This window comes from Streptomyces sp. NPDC107528 (assembly GCF_055639295.1).
The window spans coordinates 358,369-375,073 of the sequence record NZ_JBVKAV010000009.1; the positions used below are offsets into that span (position 1 = coordinate 358,369).

General features: G+C 71.0%; 13 protein-coding genes. 8 read left to right on the plus strand and 5 right to left on the minus strand.

What is annotated here, in order from left to right; translation table 11 throughout:
* Window positions 1-12: 12 nt before the first annotated feature.
* Window positions 13-1,770, minus strand: a complete 1,758-nt coding sequence (locus tag ACZ7L5_RS28785) for an alkaline phosphatase family protein (protein ID WP_471520007.1) — start codon at window positions 1,768-1,770, stop codon at window positions 13-15.
* A 116-nt stretch (window positions 1,771-1,886) separates the two neighbouring features.
* Window positions 1,887-3,515: an acyl-CoA synthetase gene (locus tag ACZ7L5_RS28790; RefSeq protein ID WP_471520009.1), complete on the minus strand. Its 1,629-nt coding sequence runs from the start codon at window positions 3,513-3,515 to the stop codon at window positions 1,887-1,889.
* A 178-nt stretch (window positions 3,516-3,693) separates the two neighbouring features.
* On the opposite strand from ACZ7L5_RS28790, the gene ACZ7L5_RS28795 reads away from it, so the two are divergent.
* The 7 genes from ACZ7L5_RS28795 (at window position 3,694) to ACZ7L5_RS28825 (ending at window position 10,007) form a co-directional block, all read left to right on the plus strand.
* Window positions 3,694-4,494: a crotonase/enoyl-CoA hydratase family protein gene (locus ACZ7L5_RS28795; protein WP_471520011.1), complete on the plus strand. Its 801-nt coding sequence runs from the start codon at window positions 3,694-3,696 to the stop codon at window positions 4,492-4,494.
* Between the two features lie 183 nt (window positions 4,495-4,677).
* Window positions 4,678-5,649 (plus strand): Zn-ribbon domain-containing OB-fold protein, encoded by a 972-nt coding sequence (locus ACZ7L5_RS28800; RefSeq protein WP_471520013.1) that lies wholly within the window; start codon window positions 4,678-4,680, stop codon window positions 5,647-5,649.
* A complete protein-coding gene (locus ACZ7L5_RS28805; protein WP_471520015.1) occupies window positions 5,646-6,695 on the plus strand; it encodes a thiolase domain-containing protein in 1,050 nt (349 codons plus the stop codon). Before ACZ7L5_RS28800 ends, ACZ7L5_RS28805 begins: the two co-directional genes overlap by 4 nt.
* The gene (locus ACZ7L5_RS28810) at window positions 6,692-7,858 is read left to right on the plus strand and encodes a thiolase domain-containing protein (RefSeq protein WP_369269126.1); all 1,167 of its coding nucleotides are present in this window, start codon (window positions 6,692-6,694) and stop codon (window positions 7,856-7,858) included. The genes ACZ7L5_RS28805 and ACZ7L5_RS28810 overlap by 4 nt, the downstream gene beginning before the upstream one ends.
* Before the next feature lie 83 nt (window positions 7,859-7,941).
* A complete protein-coding gene (locus tag ACZ7L5_RS28815; protein WP_363043009.1) occupies window positions 7,942-8,184 on the plus strand; it encodes a DUF397 domain-containing protein in 243 nt (80 codons plus the stop codon).
* Window positions 8,185-8,365: 181 nt separating this feature from the next.
* Window positions 8,366-9,271 (plus strand): universal stress protein, encoded by a 906-nt coding sequence (locus ACZ7L5_RS28820; RefSeq protein WP_471520017.1) that lies wholly within the window; start codon window positions 8,366-8,368, stop codon window positions 9,269-9,271.
* A gap of 238 nt (window positions 9,272-9,509) precedes the next feature.
* The gene (locus ACZ7L5_RS28825; protein ID WP_328883748.1) at window positions 9,510-10,007 is read left to right on the plus strand and encodes a hypothetical protein; all 498 of its coding nucleotides are present in this window, start codon (window positions 9,510-9,512) and stop codon (window positions 10,005-10,007) included.
* An 11-nt stretch (window positions 10,008-10,018) separates the two neighbouring features.
* On the opposite strand, the gene ACZ7L5_RS28830 is transcribed toward ACZ7L5_RS28825, so the two are convergent.
* On the minus strand, window positions 10,019-11,938 hold the full coding sequence (locus ACZ7L5_RS28830) for an N-acetylmuramoyl-L-alanine amidase (RefSeq protein WP_471520019.1): 1,920 nt from the start codon (window positions 11,936-11,938) through the stop codon (window positions 10,019-10,021).
* 264 nt (window positions 11,939-12,202) lie between these two features.
* Window positions 12,203-13,348: an aminoglycoside phosphotransferase family protein gene (locus ACZ7L5_RS28835; protein WP_328883750.1), complete on the minus strand. Its 1,146-nt coding sequence runs from the start codon at window positions 13,346-13,348 to the stop codon at window positions 12,203-12,205.
* Between the two features lie 246 nt (window positions 13,349-13,594).
* Between ACZ7L5_RS28835 and ACZ7L5_RS28840 the strand changes: the two genes are divergently transcribed.
* Window positions 13,595-15,091, plus strand: coding sequence for a DNA-binding protein NsdB (locus tag ACZ7L5_RS28840; RefSeq protein WP_471520021.1), 1,497 nt, complete (start codon window positions 13,595-13,597; stop codon window positions 15,089-15,091).
* 12 nt (window positions 15,092-15,103) lie between these two features.
* Here ACZ7L5_RS28840 and ACZ7L5_RS28845 read toward each other — a convergent pair whose 3' ends face one another.
* A complete protein-coding gene (locus tag ACZ7L5_RS28845) occupies window positions 15,104-16,537 on the minus strand; it encodes a PP2C family protein-serine/threonine phosphatase (protein ID WP_471520023.1) in 1,434 nt (477 codons plus the stop codon).
* Window positions 16,538-16,705 lie beyond the last annotated feature (168 nt).

Genomic DNA, 16,705 nt, shown 5'->3' on the forward strand with positions numbered 1-16,705 from the left:
CCCGAGTCGTCCTTACTTCGCGTGCGGCCCGTACGCCGTCATGAAACGGTCCCGGAACTTGTCCATGCCCCATGTCGGAGCGTTCTGCGCGGGCTTGAGGCCGTCCGTCCAGTTCCAGTCGGCGATCTTGTCGAGGACCTTCGGGTCGCGGGCGACGATCGTGACCGGGACGTCCTTGCTGGTGCTGCCGGCGGTGACGGTCGGCACGGGTTGGTGGTCGCCGAGGAAGACGAGGACCGTGTCGTCGGTGCCGTAGCGCTCGACCCATTCGGTGAGGCTGTGGATCGAGTACTCGATGGCGCGGCGGTACTCGGTGCGGACGCGCTCGGGATCCTTCCAGACCTCCTTGGGGTCCGTGCCCTCCTTCTTGATCCCGTGGAACACCGAGCCGTCGCCGAGGTCGTCCCAGTCGATCATGCGGGCGATGGGGGACCAGGGGTTGTGGCTGGAGGCGAGGATGATCTCCGCCATGATCGGCTCGCGGTCCTTCTTGCCGTGCTCCAGTCGCTGGAAGGCCTCCAGGCTGAACTGGTCGGGCACGGGCGTCCAGCTGAAGTACGGCCCCTGGTAGCCGAGGTGCTCGGAGTCGTAGATGTGGTCGAGGGCGAAGAACTTGCCCTCGGGCCACGCCCGACGCACACCGGGCACGACCCCGACCGTGCGCCAGGCGCCGGTCTTGCGGAAATAGCTGCCGAGCGTCGCGCGGTCGCTGGTCGTCAGACTCCGGTACCGCTGCTGGTTCTTGATCCACAGGCCGGACAGGAAGGTGGAGTGGGCCAGCCAGCTGCCCGCACCCGTCACCGGGGACTTCAGCCAGGCGCTGCGCGACTGGAATCCCGCCGCCTTGAGCGACGTCGTGCCCTCTTTGAGCACGGCGTCGATCTGCGGCGCCATCGCCGGGTCGTCGATCGCGACCCGGCCGTAGCTCTCGATGAACGTGAACAGGACGTCCTTGCCGCGCAACCCCGTGAGCAGCTGGTCCGGAGGCGTCTTCGCGAAGGCGTCCACGGCCGCCTGCTTCTGGAAGACCCGCCCGTCCCTGAGGCCCGCGCGCACCTGCTCGACCCGGTTGTTGAGGAACTCGGCGTTGCCCTTGGTGGCGAGTGGCACGCCGGTGACCTGGATGCCCAGCGTCATGCAGGTGATCCACGCGGTCCCGAGGATCAGCGTCGTGCGGGCGGCGACGGCACGGTTGCCGACCATGAGGTTCGTCACCCGCACCATGGCGAGCGTCATGAGGACCAGCACGGCGACGATCAGGACGAGCACGCCGACCACGGCCAGCACCTGCCCGGTCCGGCCGAAGGACTCCCGGACGAACTCCGCCGCGTCGTCGAGCAGGATCCAGTCCAGGACCAGGTCGAAGGGGCGGGCCAGCACCTGGTAGAAGCCCATGTCGACGAACTTCAGGACGGTGAGCAGCCCGAGCAGCGCCCCCGAGACCACCGCAATCAGCCGCCGTGACCGGGGCGGAAGCGCCAGCAGCAGCCCCGCCAGCAGGATGCCCTCGGCAGGGAGCCGGAAGAACGCCTCGGGGCCGAGCCGTTCGAGGCGGTTCGGTACCAGGAGCGCGAACAGCAGCAGCGCCCCGGCGAGAACGGTCGTACCCACGGTGAGGCCGCGTGCCGTACGGGGGTAGCGGCGGCGCCAGCCGAACCAGCCGGGGGAGGAGGAGTCGGGCGGCTCTGCGGGGCTGCTCGCCTCGGCGGGCTCGGCCGCGGCCGAGTCCTCCGACTCTCGTGTTACTTCCTCTGTTGCCTCCTGTGACACCCGGAGGTCCTCCCGTGCGGTATTGCGATGGCATGGCAAACAGCGCCCGATGAACGAGCCTGCCACCACGAGTACGTCCGCACGTCACCTTAGGTTCAATCGGACCTGTCCGGAATTCATCCGTCCGCTGCCGCCGCCACCTCGCGCGCCCACCGGTAGTCCGCCTTGCCGCTGGGCGAGCGCCGGATGGAGTCCGCGATCACCAGCTGGCGGGGGATCTTGTAACCCGCGAGGTGGGAGCGGCAGTGCGTCTGGATGTCCGCCAGGGACGGCTGTACCGCCCCCGCCCGCAACTGCACGACGGCCGCCACGTGGTGCCCCCACCTCGGGTCCGCCACCCCGGCCACCAGGGCGTCGTACACGTCGGGGTGGGACTTGAGTGCCTGCTCGACCTCCTCCGGGTACACCTTCTCGCCCCCGGTGTTGATGCACTGCGAGCCGCGGCCGAGCACCGTGACGACGCCCTCCGCGTCGACCGTGGCCATGTCGCCGAGCAGCACCCAGCGCTCGCCGTCCTTCTCGAAGAAGGTCTCGGCGGTCTTCCCCGGGTCGTTGTAGTAGCCGAGCGGCACGTGACCGCACTGCGCGACCCGGCCCACCTCGCCCACGGCGACCGGCTCGTGGGTCGCCGGATCGACCACCTGCGTACGGGAGTTGACCCGGATGCGGAAGCCGCGCACGGGGCCGGAGTCCTCGGTCGCCGTACCGTTGAAGCCGGATTCCGAGGAGCCGAAGTTGTTCAGCAGCATCACGTTCGGGACCAGCTCCTGGAACTGCCGGCGCACCGTGTCCGACATGATCGCCCCGGACGACGACACGCTGAACATCGACGAGCAGTCCGTGCCCTTCATCGGCCCGTTCAGCGCGTCGACCAGCGGCCGCAGCATCGCGTCGCCGACCAGCGACACGCTCGTGACCTTCTCCTGCTCGATCGTCCGCAGAACCTCCTCCGGGACGAACTTGCGGTGGATCACGATGCGCTGGCCGAAGTTGAAGCCGATGAAGGCGGTCAGCGTGGAGGTCCCGTGCATCAGCGGGGCGGTCGGGAAGAAGGTGATCCCGTCGCCGCCGGCCGCCACGCGCTCGGCGACTTCCTCCGGTTTCTTCACCGGCTCGCCGGTCGGCGCGCCCCCGCCCAGGCCTGAGAAGAACAGATCCTCCTGGCGCCACATCACGCCCTTGGGCATCCCGGTGGTGCCGCCGGTGTAGATGATGAACTGGTCGTCTCCCGACCGCGCCGGGAACCCGCGCTCCGGCGACCCGGCGGCCTCGGCGTCCGCGAAGGACACGGCTGGCACGACCGGCGCCTTGGCGGCAGCCGGGCTCACGCTGCCCACTCGCACCAGATGCCGTAGCCCGTCCACGCGCGGCAGTGCCGCCGTCACCCGGTCCGTGAACTCCGCCTCGAAGACCAGGGCCACCAGATCGGCGTCCCGGTAGAGGTACACCAACTCCTCTTCGACATAGCGGTAGTTGACGTTGACCGGAACGATCCGCGCCTTCAGGCAGCCCAATACCGTCTGCAGATACTCGATGCCGTTGTAGAGGTGAAGCCCGAGGTGTTCGCCGGGGCGGATCCCGCTGTCGATCAGATGGTGCGCGATCCGGTTGGCGGCCGCGTCCAACTGCGCGTAGGTCAGCCGGCGCTCCAGGCCCGTGCCCGGGTGGTCGATGTACACGAGCGCCTCGCGGCCTGGTACCGCGTCGACGACCGACTCGAACAGGTCGGCAATGTTGTACTCCACCGCTCCTCCTGACCTCGGCCACGGCCTGGCTCTCCAACGGTTCGCCGGTCATCAGAGCAAAGGGCGGCACAACTGTGAAGCCTCCGCGCAAAAGAATCTGACTGTCTGTCAGAAAACCCTTGAAGTGCCTCCGCGCCTACTGCAACCTGTTCTCGTTCTTTCAGAGGGGAGACTGGTCATGGCTGGGACGGAACACCTCGCCGTGCGGCGCGAGGGCGCCACACTGGTGCTCACGCTCAACAGGCCCGAGGCGAAGAACGCGCTCTCGCTGCCGATGCTGGTCGGCCTCCACGACGGCTGGGCCGAGGCCGACGCGGACGACTCGATCCGCTCGATCGTGTTCACCGGAGCCGGCGGCACTTTCTGCGCCGGCATGGATCTCAAGGCCCTGGCCGGGAACGGCATGGCGGGCGAGCAGTACCGCGACCGGCTCAAAGCCGATCCCGATCTGCACTGGAAGGCGATGCTCCGCCACCACCGGCCGCGCAAGCCGGTGATCGCGGCGGTCGAGGGGTACTGCGTGGCGGGCGGCACCGAGATGCTCCAGGGCACGGACATCCGGGTCGCGGGCGAGTCGGCCACGTTCGGGCTGTTCGAGGTGAAGCGCGGTCTGTTCCCGATCGGCGGCTCCACGGTCCGCCTGCCACGCCAGATCCCGCGCACCCACGCCCTGGAGATGCTGCTCACCGGCCGCCCGTACAGCGCCCGCGAGGCCGCCGGCATCGGCCTGATCGGGCACGTCGTCCCCGACGGCACGGCACTCGCCAAGGCCCTGGAGATCGCCGAACAGATCAACGCCTGCGGCCCGCTGGCCGTCGAGGCCGTCAAGGCGTCGGTCTACGAGACGGCCGAAATGACCGAGTCCGACGGTCTCGCCGCCGAACTCAAGCGCGGCTGGCCGGTCTTCGACACGGCGGACGCCAAGGAGGGTGCCCGCGCCTTCGCGGAGAAGCGGCCCCCCGTCTACAAGCGCGAGTAGCGCTGCGCCGGTCAGGGCGGTTGGCCGGTTCACAAGCTGCGTGCCGTCCGTGGCTGGTCGCGCCCACGCGGTGGAGCCGCACATGTCACAGCCCCGCGCCCCTTCGGGGCGCGACTCGCCAACGCCGCCCATGTACCGCCCGGCCGCCACACAAGCCCCGGTCCCGAAGGAGGCAAGCCCGCGATGCCCGAAGTCCTCAAAGCTCCCCTCGTCGTAGAGTTTCCATTCACCCGCTCCGTCGGCCCCGTCCAGAGCGCCTTCCTCACCGGCCTGCGCGAACGCGTCGTGCTGGGGGTGCGGACCAGCGACGGCCGCACAGTCGTACCACCCGTCGAGTACGACCCCGTCACCGCAGAGGAGATCCGCGACCTGGTCGAAGTCGCCCCCACCGGCACGGTCACCACCTGGGCCTGGAACCACGCCCCCCGCCGCGACCAGCCCCTCGACACGCCCTTCGCCTGGGCCCTGGTCCGACTCGACGGCGCCGACACCGCCCTCCTGCACGCCCTCGACGCCCCCGGCCCGGACGCCGTCCGCACCGGCATGCGCGTCCGCGTCCGCTGGGCCGGGGAACGCACCGGCGCCATCACGGACATCGCCTGTTTCGAGCCGTACGACGACTCCCCGAAGGACAGCGGCCCGGACGACGGCAGCTCCGCCGAACCGGCGCACCACACCGGCCGGTTCGAGGACCCGATCACCGGCATCGTCGCCGCCGCCCGCCTCGACTACACCTACTCACCCGGCCGCGCCCAGACCGCCTACATCAACGCCCTGGCCGAACAACGCAACGTCGGCGAACGCTGCCCGTCCTGCCGCAAGGTGTACGTCCCGCCGAGGGGTGCGTGCCCCACATGTGGAGTGGCCACACTGGAACAGGTCGAAGTCGGTCCCAGCGGCACAGTCACCACGTTCTGCATCGTCAACATCAAGGCGAAGAACCTCGACATCGAAGTGCCGTACGTCTACGCCCACATCGCCCTCGACGGCGCCGACCTCGCCCTGCACGCCCGTATCGGCGGCATCCCCTACGACCAGGTGCGCATGGGCCTGCGGGTGGAACCGGTGTGGACTCAGGGCTCCCGCTTCCCCGACCACTACCGGCCCACGGGCGAGCCCGACGCGGACTACGACACCTACAGGGAGCTGCTGTGAACCGCGAGATCGCCGTCGTCGCCTTCGCGCAGACCGACCACCGGCGCACCAGCGAGGAGCTCTCCGAGGTGGAGATGCTCATGCCCGTCCTGCACGAGGTGCTCGCACAGACCGGCCTGAAGACCGCCGACATCGGCTTCACCTGCTCCGGCTCCAGCGACTACCTCGCCGGCCGCGCCTTCTCCTTCACCCTCGCCCTCGACGGCGTCGGCGCCTGGCCTCCGATCTCCGAGTCGCACGTCGAGATGGACGGCGCCTGGGCGCTGTACGAGGCGTGGACGAAGCTGCTGACGGGAGACGCCGACACGGCACTCGTCTACTCCTACGGCAAGTCATCACCGGGCCCGCTTCGCGACGTCCTCACCCGCCAGCTCGACCCCTACTACCTCGCCCCCCTCTGGCCCGACTCCGTCGCCCTGGCCGCCCTCCAGGCCCAGGCCCTCATCGACGCCGGCGACACCGACGAACCCGCGCTGGCCGCCGTCGCCGCCCGCAGCCGCACGGACGCGAGCGCCAACTCCCATGCGCAGCTACGGGGTTCGGTACCGCACGGGGAGTACGTCGTACGACCGCTCCGCACCGGCGACTGCCCGCCCATCGGTGACGGCGCCGCCGCGGTGATCCTCGCGGCGGGGGAGCGGGCCCGTGAACTGTGCGACCGGCCCGCCTGGATCCGCGGCATCGACCACCGCATCGAGGCACACAGCCTGGGCGTCCGAGACCTGACCGACTCGCCCTCGACCCGCCTCGCCGCCGAGCGGGCCGGCGCATTCGAACGGCCCGTCGACACCGCCGAGTTGCACGCGCCCTTCACCTCCCAGGAGATCGTCCTGCGCAAGGCGCTGAAGCTCGACGACGGCGTGCGGGTCAACCCGTCCGGCGGGGCGCTCGCGGCCAACCCCGTGATGGCCGCCGGACTCATCCGCATCGGAGAGGCCGCCGCCCGCGTCCACCGGGGCGAGTCCGACCGGGCGCTCGCGCACGCCACGTCCGGTCCCTGTCTGCAACAGAACCTGGTCGCCGTACTCGAAGGGGATCCGCGATGAGCAAGGAGCCCGTGGCCGTCGTAGGCATCGGCCAGACCAAGCACGTCGCGGCACGCCGGGACGTGTCGATCGCCGGGCTCGTCCGGGAAGCGGCCCGAAGCGCCCTCGACGACGCCGAGTTGACCTGGGCCGACATCGACGCCGTCGTCATCGGCAAGGCGCCCGACTTCTTCGAGGGCGTCATGATGCCGGAGCTGTATCTCGCCGACGCGCTCGGCGCGGTGGGCAAGCCCATGCTGCGGGTGCACACCGCCGGCTCGGTCGGCGGATCCACCGCGCTGGTCGCCGCCAACCTGGTCGCGGCCCGCGTGCACGGCACCGTACTGACGCTCGCCTTCGAGAAGCAGTCCGAGTCGAACGCCATGTGGGGGCTGTCCTTGCCGATCCCCTTCCAGCAGCCCCTGCTCGCCGGGGCGGGCGGCTTCTTCGCCCCGCACGTGCGCGCGTACATGCGGCGCAGCGGCGCGCCCGACACGGTCGGCTCGCTGGTGGCGTACAAGGACCGGCGCAACGCGCTGAAGAACCCCTACGCCCACCTGCACGAGCACGACATCACCCTGGAGAAGGTCCAGGCCTCGCCCATGCTGTGGGACCCCATCCGCTACTCGGAGACCTGCCCCTCCTCCGACGGCGCCTGCGCGATGATCCTCACCGACCGCGCCGGAGCCGCCCGCGCCCCCCGCCCGCCCGCCTGGATGCTCGGCGGCGCGATGCGCAGTGAGCCCACCCTCTTCGCCGGCAAGGACGCGGTGTCGCCGCAGGCCGGCAAGGACTGCGCGGCCGATGTCTACCGGCAGGCGGGGATCGCCGATCCACGCCGGGACATCGACGCCGCCGAGATCTACGTGCCGTTCTCCTGGTACGAGCCCATGTGGCTGGAGAACCTCGGCTTCGCCGCGGAGGGCGAGGGCTGGAAGCTCACCGAGTCCGGCGTGACCGAGCTGGACGGCGACCTTCCCGTCAACATGTCGGGCGGCGTCCTGTCCACCAACCCCATCGGGGCGTCCGGCATGATCCGGTTCGCGGAGGCGGCCCTCCAGGTGCGCGGGCAGGCCGGAGAACACCAGGTGGAGCGCGCCAGAAGGGTCCTCGGGCACGCCTACGGCGGCGGGTCCCAGTTCTTCTCGATGTGGCTCGTGGGAGCGGAACCCCCGACCTCCTGAAAGGTCCCCCTCACGTGGCCTGTCGGCACCCGGAACCGATCGCTAGGCTGGCCCGCGGACGACGAATCGGGAGGAGCACGGACGTGGCCGAGAGCACCATCCAGCAGCAGCCGATCACGGGCTGGGACAAGCCGGAGCTGGACCTCGCAGACGCCGATTGGCACTCGAGCAGCCGTGGCCTGGGGGATGTCCAGATCGCCTTTGTCGAGGGGTTCATCGCGATGCGCAACAGCGGCCGCCCGGAGAGCCCTTCCCTGATCTTCACACCCGCCGAGTGGGGTGCCTTCGTGTCGGGCGCGAGGGAGGGCGAGTTCGACCTGACCTGACACCGCGGACGCAGGCGAGCCGACGGGCGGTCGCCCCGCACGTCGGCCGCCTTCGGGCCGATCCGGGGGTGTTCCGCCCGTTTTTCCGGACACGCGACCTTGAGAACGCCTTACGGGCCGACGCCTGAGCCAGGCTGGCCCCGGAAGGGGGAACGGTCGTATTTCCGGAGGTGAGGAACCCATGAGCACCCTGCCGGTCATCGCGGCGGTCGACGGCTCGGACGACAGCCTGGTCGCACTGGACTGGGCCTTCGAGGCCGCCCTGGTGCGCGAGGCGCCGCTGCGGGTGGTCCACGTGCAGCAGTACGCCGCCTGGGCTCAGCCCGTCGCGCTGCCCACCGGGCGACCGGATCCGGAGGATGATCCGGTTCTCGAGCGGGTACGCCGGTATCTGGAGGGGAGAGCCGAGCGGCCGGCGACGGAGTTCCTCGCCCTCGGGGGCGCTCCCGCCGCGATGCTTGCCGAACTGGGCTCCACCGCCCAGCTGTTGGTGCTCGGCAGCCGGGGGCGCGGCGGCTTCGCCAGCCTGCTGCTCGGCTCCAACGGCATGGCCGCCGCACGCGATGCCGGATGCCCTGTGGTCGTGGTACCCAAGCCGGGACGCGAGGTCCACGACGACATGCCGATCGAGCCGGGCCCGCGTGTCGTCGTCGGTCTTCAGGTCGACAGCCCCGACGACACCACCCTGGCCTTCGCCTTCACCGAGGCCGCCCTGCGCGGCGCCCGGCTCCAGGTCATCGCCGCCTACAGCTGGCCGCTGCACGTCTGGACGGCGGCCACCACCCAGATCGTGCCGCCGTCCGAGGACCAGGACGCCGTCGAGGCCGAGACCCGCACCCTCGCCGAGGGCATCCTCGCCCCGCACCGCGAGCGCCACCCCGAGGTCCACGCCCCGCTCCACATCGCCCCGGGCGACGCGGCCGGCCGGCTCGTCTCGGCGTCCAGAGACGCGGACCTGGTCGTCGTGGGCCGCCACCGACGCCGCCTGCTGGCCCCCGCCCCCATGATCGGCTCGGTGACCCACGCCGTCCTCCTGCACACCGCGAGCCCGGTCGCGGTCGTACCGCCCGCGCCACCGGAGGAGTGAGCCCCGGGGCCCGTCACGCCGCGCCGAACCAGGCCTCGGCCGGGGTGCCCAACTCCCGCGCCCGCGCTGCTGCAGCATGATCGGGACTGGGAGGTGCCCGCTGCCGGACGGCGACGGTACGTCGCGGTGTCCGGCGACGCGAGGGATCGCTCGGGAACCCCTGGCGACGGGCCAGGGAGCACGCCTCGAACCCATGCCCGCACGTCACGCGACAGGCCCGGCCACGTACCATGGCGACATGTCGTTCCTCCGCCGCCGCAGCGCCACGCCCGCCGGGCCCGACTTCGACGTTCTGGCCATGGACCCGGGCGACTGGCCCGGCAACCTGGGCGCCGGGCTGCTGCCCGCCCCCGACGGCAGCTGCCAGGGCGTTTTCCTGCGCTACGACCTCTTCGGCGGCCGCGGCCCCGCGATGATCATCGGCAATCTGCCGGAGGGCTCTCCTGCCCGCGAGGTCGACGAGGACGAGATCCCGTTCGAGGTCGCGCAGCTGCTGCTGGCCCTGGAGAACGACGAAGAGGTCACCGTGGTCGGCAGCGAGGACGTGCCGGTGATGCAGGGCGACAACCTCCTGATCGTGCGCCGCCTGAAGCTCTCCGAGAGCCGGATCTCCTGCGTTCAGTTCGACCGCAGCGACAACGTCCTGGTCACCATCGCCGCGTGGGACCGCCCCATCACGGACGACCTCTACGCCCTCCTGAAGCCACTGCCCGCGGAGCTCTTCCAGCAGGGCTGAATCGGCCCCGGCTACGAGCCCGAGGACAGCTCCCGCACGTCCGCCGCCCGCACGTACGCCACCCGGTGCCCGAACTGGATCTCGTAGTACATGTCCTTGCCGGTCACGACCCGGTGCGAGGCCGTGTCGAAGCTGACCGCGTAGTAGTACTCACCCGGCACCTTGGCACCGACCACGTACCTCTGGCCCGCGGGCAGCGTGTACGGCAGCGGCGACACCGCCTGGGCCGGCACCCCCGACGGATAGGCGGAGGCCTCGGGGTAGGCGCGTCCGTACACCGGCACGCTCTTGACGCCGTCCTTGGGCGTCACCACGAGGCCGGCCGCGTGCACCGCGGTCGGTTTCGTCGTCGGGTTCTTGAACCAGGCCTTCTGGCCCAGATACCAGATCGCCGTCCAGTCGCCGTCCCGCCCGGCGACCGCGTACTGCTGGCCGGTCGAGACCCGTGACGACAGGTCGTTGACCCCGGTGGTCGGGGCCGAGCCCAGGCCGATGTCCTTGACCAGGGGATACGACTCACCCGGCCCGGAGTACAGCCGCACCGCGCTCGAACCGTGGTCCGCGCACGGCCGGCCCGCGGACACACAGCCCGTGAACGCGGGCCGGTTGGTCGCGTAGTCGGGGCGGATCGTCACCAGGCCGCCGTTCGGGCCCGCGGTGGGCACCAAGGGCCGGCCCAGCAGCTCGAAGTAGTGCCGCCAGTCCCAGTACGGGCCCGGGTCGGTGTGCATGCCACCGATCGTCGACGAGGTCGGACCCGGCACGGTGTCATGACCGAGGATGTGCTGCCGGTCCAGCGGGATGTCGTACTTCTTCGCGAGGTACGTCACGAGCCGTGCGGAGGACCGGTACATCGCCTCCGTGTACCAGGCGTCCGGCTTCGCCAGGAAGCCCTCGTGCTCCAGGCCGATCGACTTGGCGTTGATGTACCAGTTGCCCGCGTGCCAGGCGACGTCCTTGGCCTTCACATGCTGGGCGATGTGGCCGTCGGTGGAGCGCAGTGAGTACTGCCATGACACATAGGTCGGGTCCTGCACCATCTCGAGGACGCCCTCCCAGGCGCCCTCCGTGTCATGGATGACGATGTTCTCGATCTTCTGGGACGCCGGCCGGTTGCCCAGGTCGTGGTTGCCGTAGTCGCTGTCGCCGAACTCCTCGTACGGCGCCGGGATCCACTCGCAGGACACCGTGGGCGGGCACTCGGTCTCGGCGGCACCGGGCTTGCGCAGCCCCGTCCGGCGCAACTGCCCGGCGTCGGGGGAGAGGCCCGGATGGGCGGCCAGGGCGACCAGTTGCCCCGCGTCCGTGTGGCGCTCCTGGCCGGTGCGCATCACGTCGTAGACGTCGTTCGCGTACGCCGCCCCGGTCGCACTGTCGTCGGCGCCGGCGAAGCGGGCCACCGCGCCGTACCACTCGGCCGGGTCTGAGCTCAGCGGTTCGCCCAGCTCCTGCTGCGCGGCGGCGAGCAGGGCGGCGCCGCCGGCCACGTTCGCGGCCGGGTCCGTACGCAGCCGCTCCGCATTCAGGCCGGTCAGTTCGGCCGCTTTCGGCAGCGTCCTGAGGCGCGCCGGGATCCTGGCCGGCTCCGGCAGCTTCGCCTTGGGGAGCAGGGGCGCGCGGGCGCTGTCGCCGCGCGCGTCCTCCGAGCCCTCGCTGTGGTGCGGCGGGGTCTCGGCAAGGGCGGTGCGGGCGTCGGTGAGGTGCATCGGGCCGTAACCGCCGGTCACACTGGGCGCGCCCTGGTGGGAGTCCCAGCGGGACTGCAGGTAGGAGACGCCCAGCAGGACGCTCTGCGGCACGTGGTACTCGGCGGCGGCGGACGCGAAGGCCGACTGCAGACCGTTCTCCGAGCTCCCGGCGTCGGACGGCGCCGCGCCGAGCAACGGGAACAACAGTGTCGCAGCTGCCAAGGCGGTGACGGATCCTCGCAAGGGAGCCTCCAGGGACGGTCGGGCGCGATGAGCCGTGCGGGGCCGGGCGTGCGTCTGTGGTACCGGCTGTCCGACGATCCGTCAATCATGCCCATGGTCAGGCGAATTCCCTTGTCAACCGGGATTCCCGGGAGTTTCGTCGTGGCGGTCTCCTGGCCAGCGGGGCGTCAGTGGTGTACCCCAATGGGGCCGCCGGCGGGCCGTTCATACGAAAGCCCGCGGTACGCCGCTGTCTCCAGGGCGCACCGCGGACCACCGTCCCCGTCAGCGAGTGCCGACCGCCGCGCGCACGGCCCGTCGGGCCAGTTGGCAGTCGTCGTGCAGCCGCCTCAGCAGCAGCCGCTGTTCCTCGCCGGACGGCGCAGCACCCGGGTGGGCCACTCCCGGTGCCGCCGGGGTCGGAGCGTCGTGCATCGAACGCTGCACGGCCGTCTCGTAGGTACGGATCTCACGGGTCAGCACGAGCATCAGGTTCACCAGGAACGCGTCCCGTGACGCCGGACCCGCCGACTGGGCGATCTGGCTGATCTGCCGGCGGGCCACCGGCGCATCCCCGAGCACCGACCACAGCACCGCCAGGTCGTACCCCGGCAGATACCAGCCCGCGTGCTCCCAGTCCACCAGCACTGGACCGGCCGGTGAGAGCAGGATGTTCGAGAGCAGTGCGTCGCCGTGGCAGAACTGGCCCATGCCCTGCCGGCCCGCGCTCGCCGCGATGCCGTGCAGCAGCTTCTGCAGATCCCCCAGGTCCCGGTCGGTGAGCAGGCCCAGCTCGTGGAACCGGGAGATCTTGGTCGCGTAGTCCAGCGGCGCGTCGAACGTGCCCGCCGGCGGCCGCCACGCGTTGAGCCGGCAGATCGCGCCGAGCGCCGCCCTGATGTCCGCACGCGGTGGCGTCTCCAAGGGGTGGCGCTGCAGTGCCGCCACCCGGCCCGGCATCCGCTCGATGACGAGGGTGCAGTTGTCCGGATCCGCTGCGATCAGTCTCGGCACGCGCACCGGAGGGCGGTGCCGGACGAACGAGCGGTATGCCGCTATTTCGTGGCGGATCCGCTCCGACCACTCCGGGGAGTGGTCGAGTAAACACTTGGCGACGGCCGTGCTGCGCCCGGTCGTGCCGACCAGGAGGACGGACCGCCCGCTGCGGCGCAGCACCTGCACCGGAGCGAACTCCGGGCAGATCCGGTGCACCGACGCGATCGCGGTGCGCAGCTGGGCGCCCTGGGGGCCGGACAAGTCGAGTCTCCCGCTGAGCGGTTGAGTGCCGAGCCCCGCGGCGCGCGGCGGCCGGCCCGCGCCGAGCACGGGGGCTGACGCCGGCCGCGCGGGGGCGAGGTAGGGGCCGCTGCCCGCCGGGCGGGAACGTAGCGACCGGGGCGGGGCGGACACGGAGGACGATGCTGCGTACATGGGAGAAACAGATCCCTTCGTGTGCCTGCGACGACAATGCGCTGCCCGATCCGGCCGCCCGGGTGCACCCTGGGGAATGCACCAGCCATATTCCAAAGGGCGACCGGGTCGGGGTGGCGCGTTCCTACCTGACACCCGATGCGCAGTGGCACACCATGTGGCGCACCCTGGCGAACCCTGGCGAATAGTCGCCCGGCATCTTTCACCGGGCTACTGTCAACTCAGCCGAGAACCTGGGGGCTTGACGTGAGCGGAGAACCCAACACCCGCCTATCGGACCTGTTCGGCCTGGCCGGCTGGTCCAAGGGCGAACTCGCGAGGCTGGTGAACCGGCAGGCGGCGGCCATGGGCCACCCCCAGCTGGCGACCGACACCTCGCGGGTGCGGCGGTGGATCGACATGGGAGAGATCCCGCGCGATCCGGTGCCGCGGGTGCTGGCGGCCCTGTTCACCGAGCGTCTCGGCCGTGTCGTGACCATCGAAGACCTCGGTCTGGTCCGGCACGGGCGTACGGGGAAACGGCAGGCCGGCGGGAGCATCGAGCATCCCGACGGTGTGCCGTGGGCGCCCGAACGGACCGCCGCGGTCCTCACCGAATTCACGGGAATGGACCTCATGCTCAACCGACGCGGCTTGGTGGGCGCGGGTGCCGCGCTCGCCGCGGGATCCGCACTCAGCAGCGCCATGCACGACTGGCTGCGCACCGACCCGGCCCTCAAGGCCGACGCCCCCCAGTTCGACGACCCCCTGCACGCCGACCCCGCCGGGTTCGACCGCTACGAGGCCGCCCCCATCGGGTCGCAGGAGATCGAGGAACTGGAGCGCTCGGTCGAGGTGTTCCGGGCCTGGGACGCGGCCCGCGGCGGCGGGCTGCAGCGCAAGGCAGTCGTAGGACAACTCAACGAGGTGGGCGGCATGCTCGCCTACCATCACCCCGAACATCTCCAGCGGCGCCTGTGGGGCGTCGCCGCCAACCTCGCCGTCCTCGCGGGCTGGATGTCGCACGACGTCGGCCTGGAGCCCACGGCCCAGAAGTACTTCGTCATCGCCGCCCACGCGGCCCGGGAGGGCGGCGACCGGCCCCGCGCCGGGGAGGCGCTCTCCCGAGCGGCTCGCCAGATGGTGCACCTCGGCCGGCCCGACGACGCACTCGATCTCATGAAACTCGCCCAGTCCGGCTCCGGCGACGAGGTGCTGCCGCGCACCCGGGCCATGTTCCACACCATCGAGGCCTGGGCACAGGCGTCGATGGGCAAGGGCCAGGCCATGCGCCGCACCCTGGGACAGGCGGAGGACCTCTTCGTCTCCGACAAGAGCGACGTGCCGCCACCGAGCTGGATGCAGACCTTCAAGGACGAGGATCTGTACGGCATGCAGGCCCTGGCCTACCGCACGCTGGCCGAGTTCGAGCCGGGCGCGGCTGCCCACGCCCAGCACTTCGCGGAGAAGGCCCTGGCCCTGCGCGTCGACGGGCGCGAGCGGTCGAAGATCTTCGACCATCTGTCCATGGCGTCCGCCTGCTTCATCGCGGACGACCCCGAACAGGCCGACCGTTATGCACGACTGGCCCTGATGGCGATGGGCTCCAACTCCTCGGGGCGCACCTGGGACCGGCTGCGCCAGATGTACCGACTCACCGCCGAGTACTCCAGCTACCCGAAGATCCACGAACTGCGGGAGGAGATCCAGTTGGTGCTGCCCAAGGTGAAGAAGTCGGGCGGCGGCAACAGCGCACGGGCGTAAGGCGCCGGAGTTCTAGGACGTCACCCTGACCACGAGCACACAGGCATTGTCCGCACGCTCACTCTCACCGAACTCCTCGATGACCAGCCGTACGCAGTCCTGTGCGGTGCCTGCCTCGGCGATGCGGGGGCCCAGGCCGAGGAGGCTGTTCACGGAGTCCGCCGCGCTGTGCCCCGGCACCAGTCCGTCGGTGTGCAACAGGAGCACGTCGCCCACCTCGAGGGCCTCTTCGGCCTGCGCGTAGACGGCACCCGAGGTGGCTCCGAGCAGGACGCCGTCCGGCGCGTTCAGCCTGCGCCCCGTCCCGTCGCGGAACAGCAGCGGGGCGGGGTGTCCGGCCTGCGCCCAGACCAGGGTGCGGGTCTCGGGCCGGTAGCGGCAGCAGACGGCGCTGCCGAGAGCCGGCTGGACGGTGGCGTCGAGTAACTGGTTGAGCCAGGACATCAGTTGGCCCGGCTGGGTGCCGGCCATCGCCATGCCCCGTACGGCCCCCAGGAGGGTCGCCATGCCCGAGGCCACGGCGACGCCGTGGCCGGTGAGGTCGCCGACGCTCAACAACGTTTCGCCGTCGGCCAGTTCGAGCGCGTCGTACCAGTCGCCGCCGATCAGCGCGCTCGTCGATGCCGGCAGGTGCCGGGCCGCGAGGTCCAGTGTCCGGGGGCCTTGGTGCGGGAGCCGCAGGGAGCCGCGCCACGGCGGTAGCACGGCCTCCTGCAGCTCGACCGCGAGCCGGTGCTCGGTCTGTGCGTGGTGCCGGTCGTGCTGGAGCGAGTCACGGGTCTCGCTCACCGCACGCCGGCAGCGGCGCAGTTCGCTGACGTCCCGCAGCACGGCCCACATCGAGGCGGTGCTGCCGTCAGTGTCGAGCACGGGCTCGCCCATCATGTGCACGGTCCGGGCCTCGCCGTCCGGCCGTACGATCCGGAACTCCCCGTCGATGGGCTTGGCGTCGATGAGGCAGTCGGTGACCATTGCGGTCAGCCTCGACCGGTCCTCGTCGAGAACCAGGGACGGCAGCTCGTCAAGGGTGAGAGGGGGAGCGGTGGAGTCGCGCCCCAGGATCTCGTAGAGCTCGCCGGACCAACTGGCCTCGTCCGTCAGCAGGTTCCACTCCGCGCTGCCGACCCGGCTGAGCAGCGAGTCGCGTCGGGGAGCCGACGGCACGGCCCGGCCCATGGGCGCGGCTGCCTCGGGCGCCGGGGAGGTGAGGGCCGGACCGTCCCGCAGCTGGGCCAGGTGCGCGTCGAGGTCGTTCAGGTGATGCAGCGCGAGGTCGCACAGCGCCCGCTGCCACCGCTCCTGCGGGTCGGAACCGTCGCTCTGGCTGTCCCGCCGCACGGCGTCGACGTCGCCCTTGAGCCGCCGCGTCTGCGTTATCAGCGCGTCGACCGAGCCGCGTCCGGGCGGCTGAGCGGCGGGGCGGTCCGCAGAGAGATGGGACGGCATGACGCACTCCGATGCGGGGACGGTACGACCAAGGACGACGGAAGGACCGTTACGACTGTCGCACAGCCGGCGACGCCCTGTAAGGGATTTGGCAACACCCGATTCGGTGGTGCGTCCGGCATATGTCAGAGTCTTCACGGAGAGCCCATCCGATACGGATGGTGTACG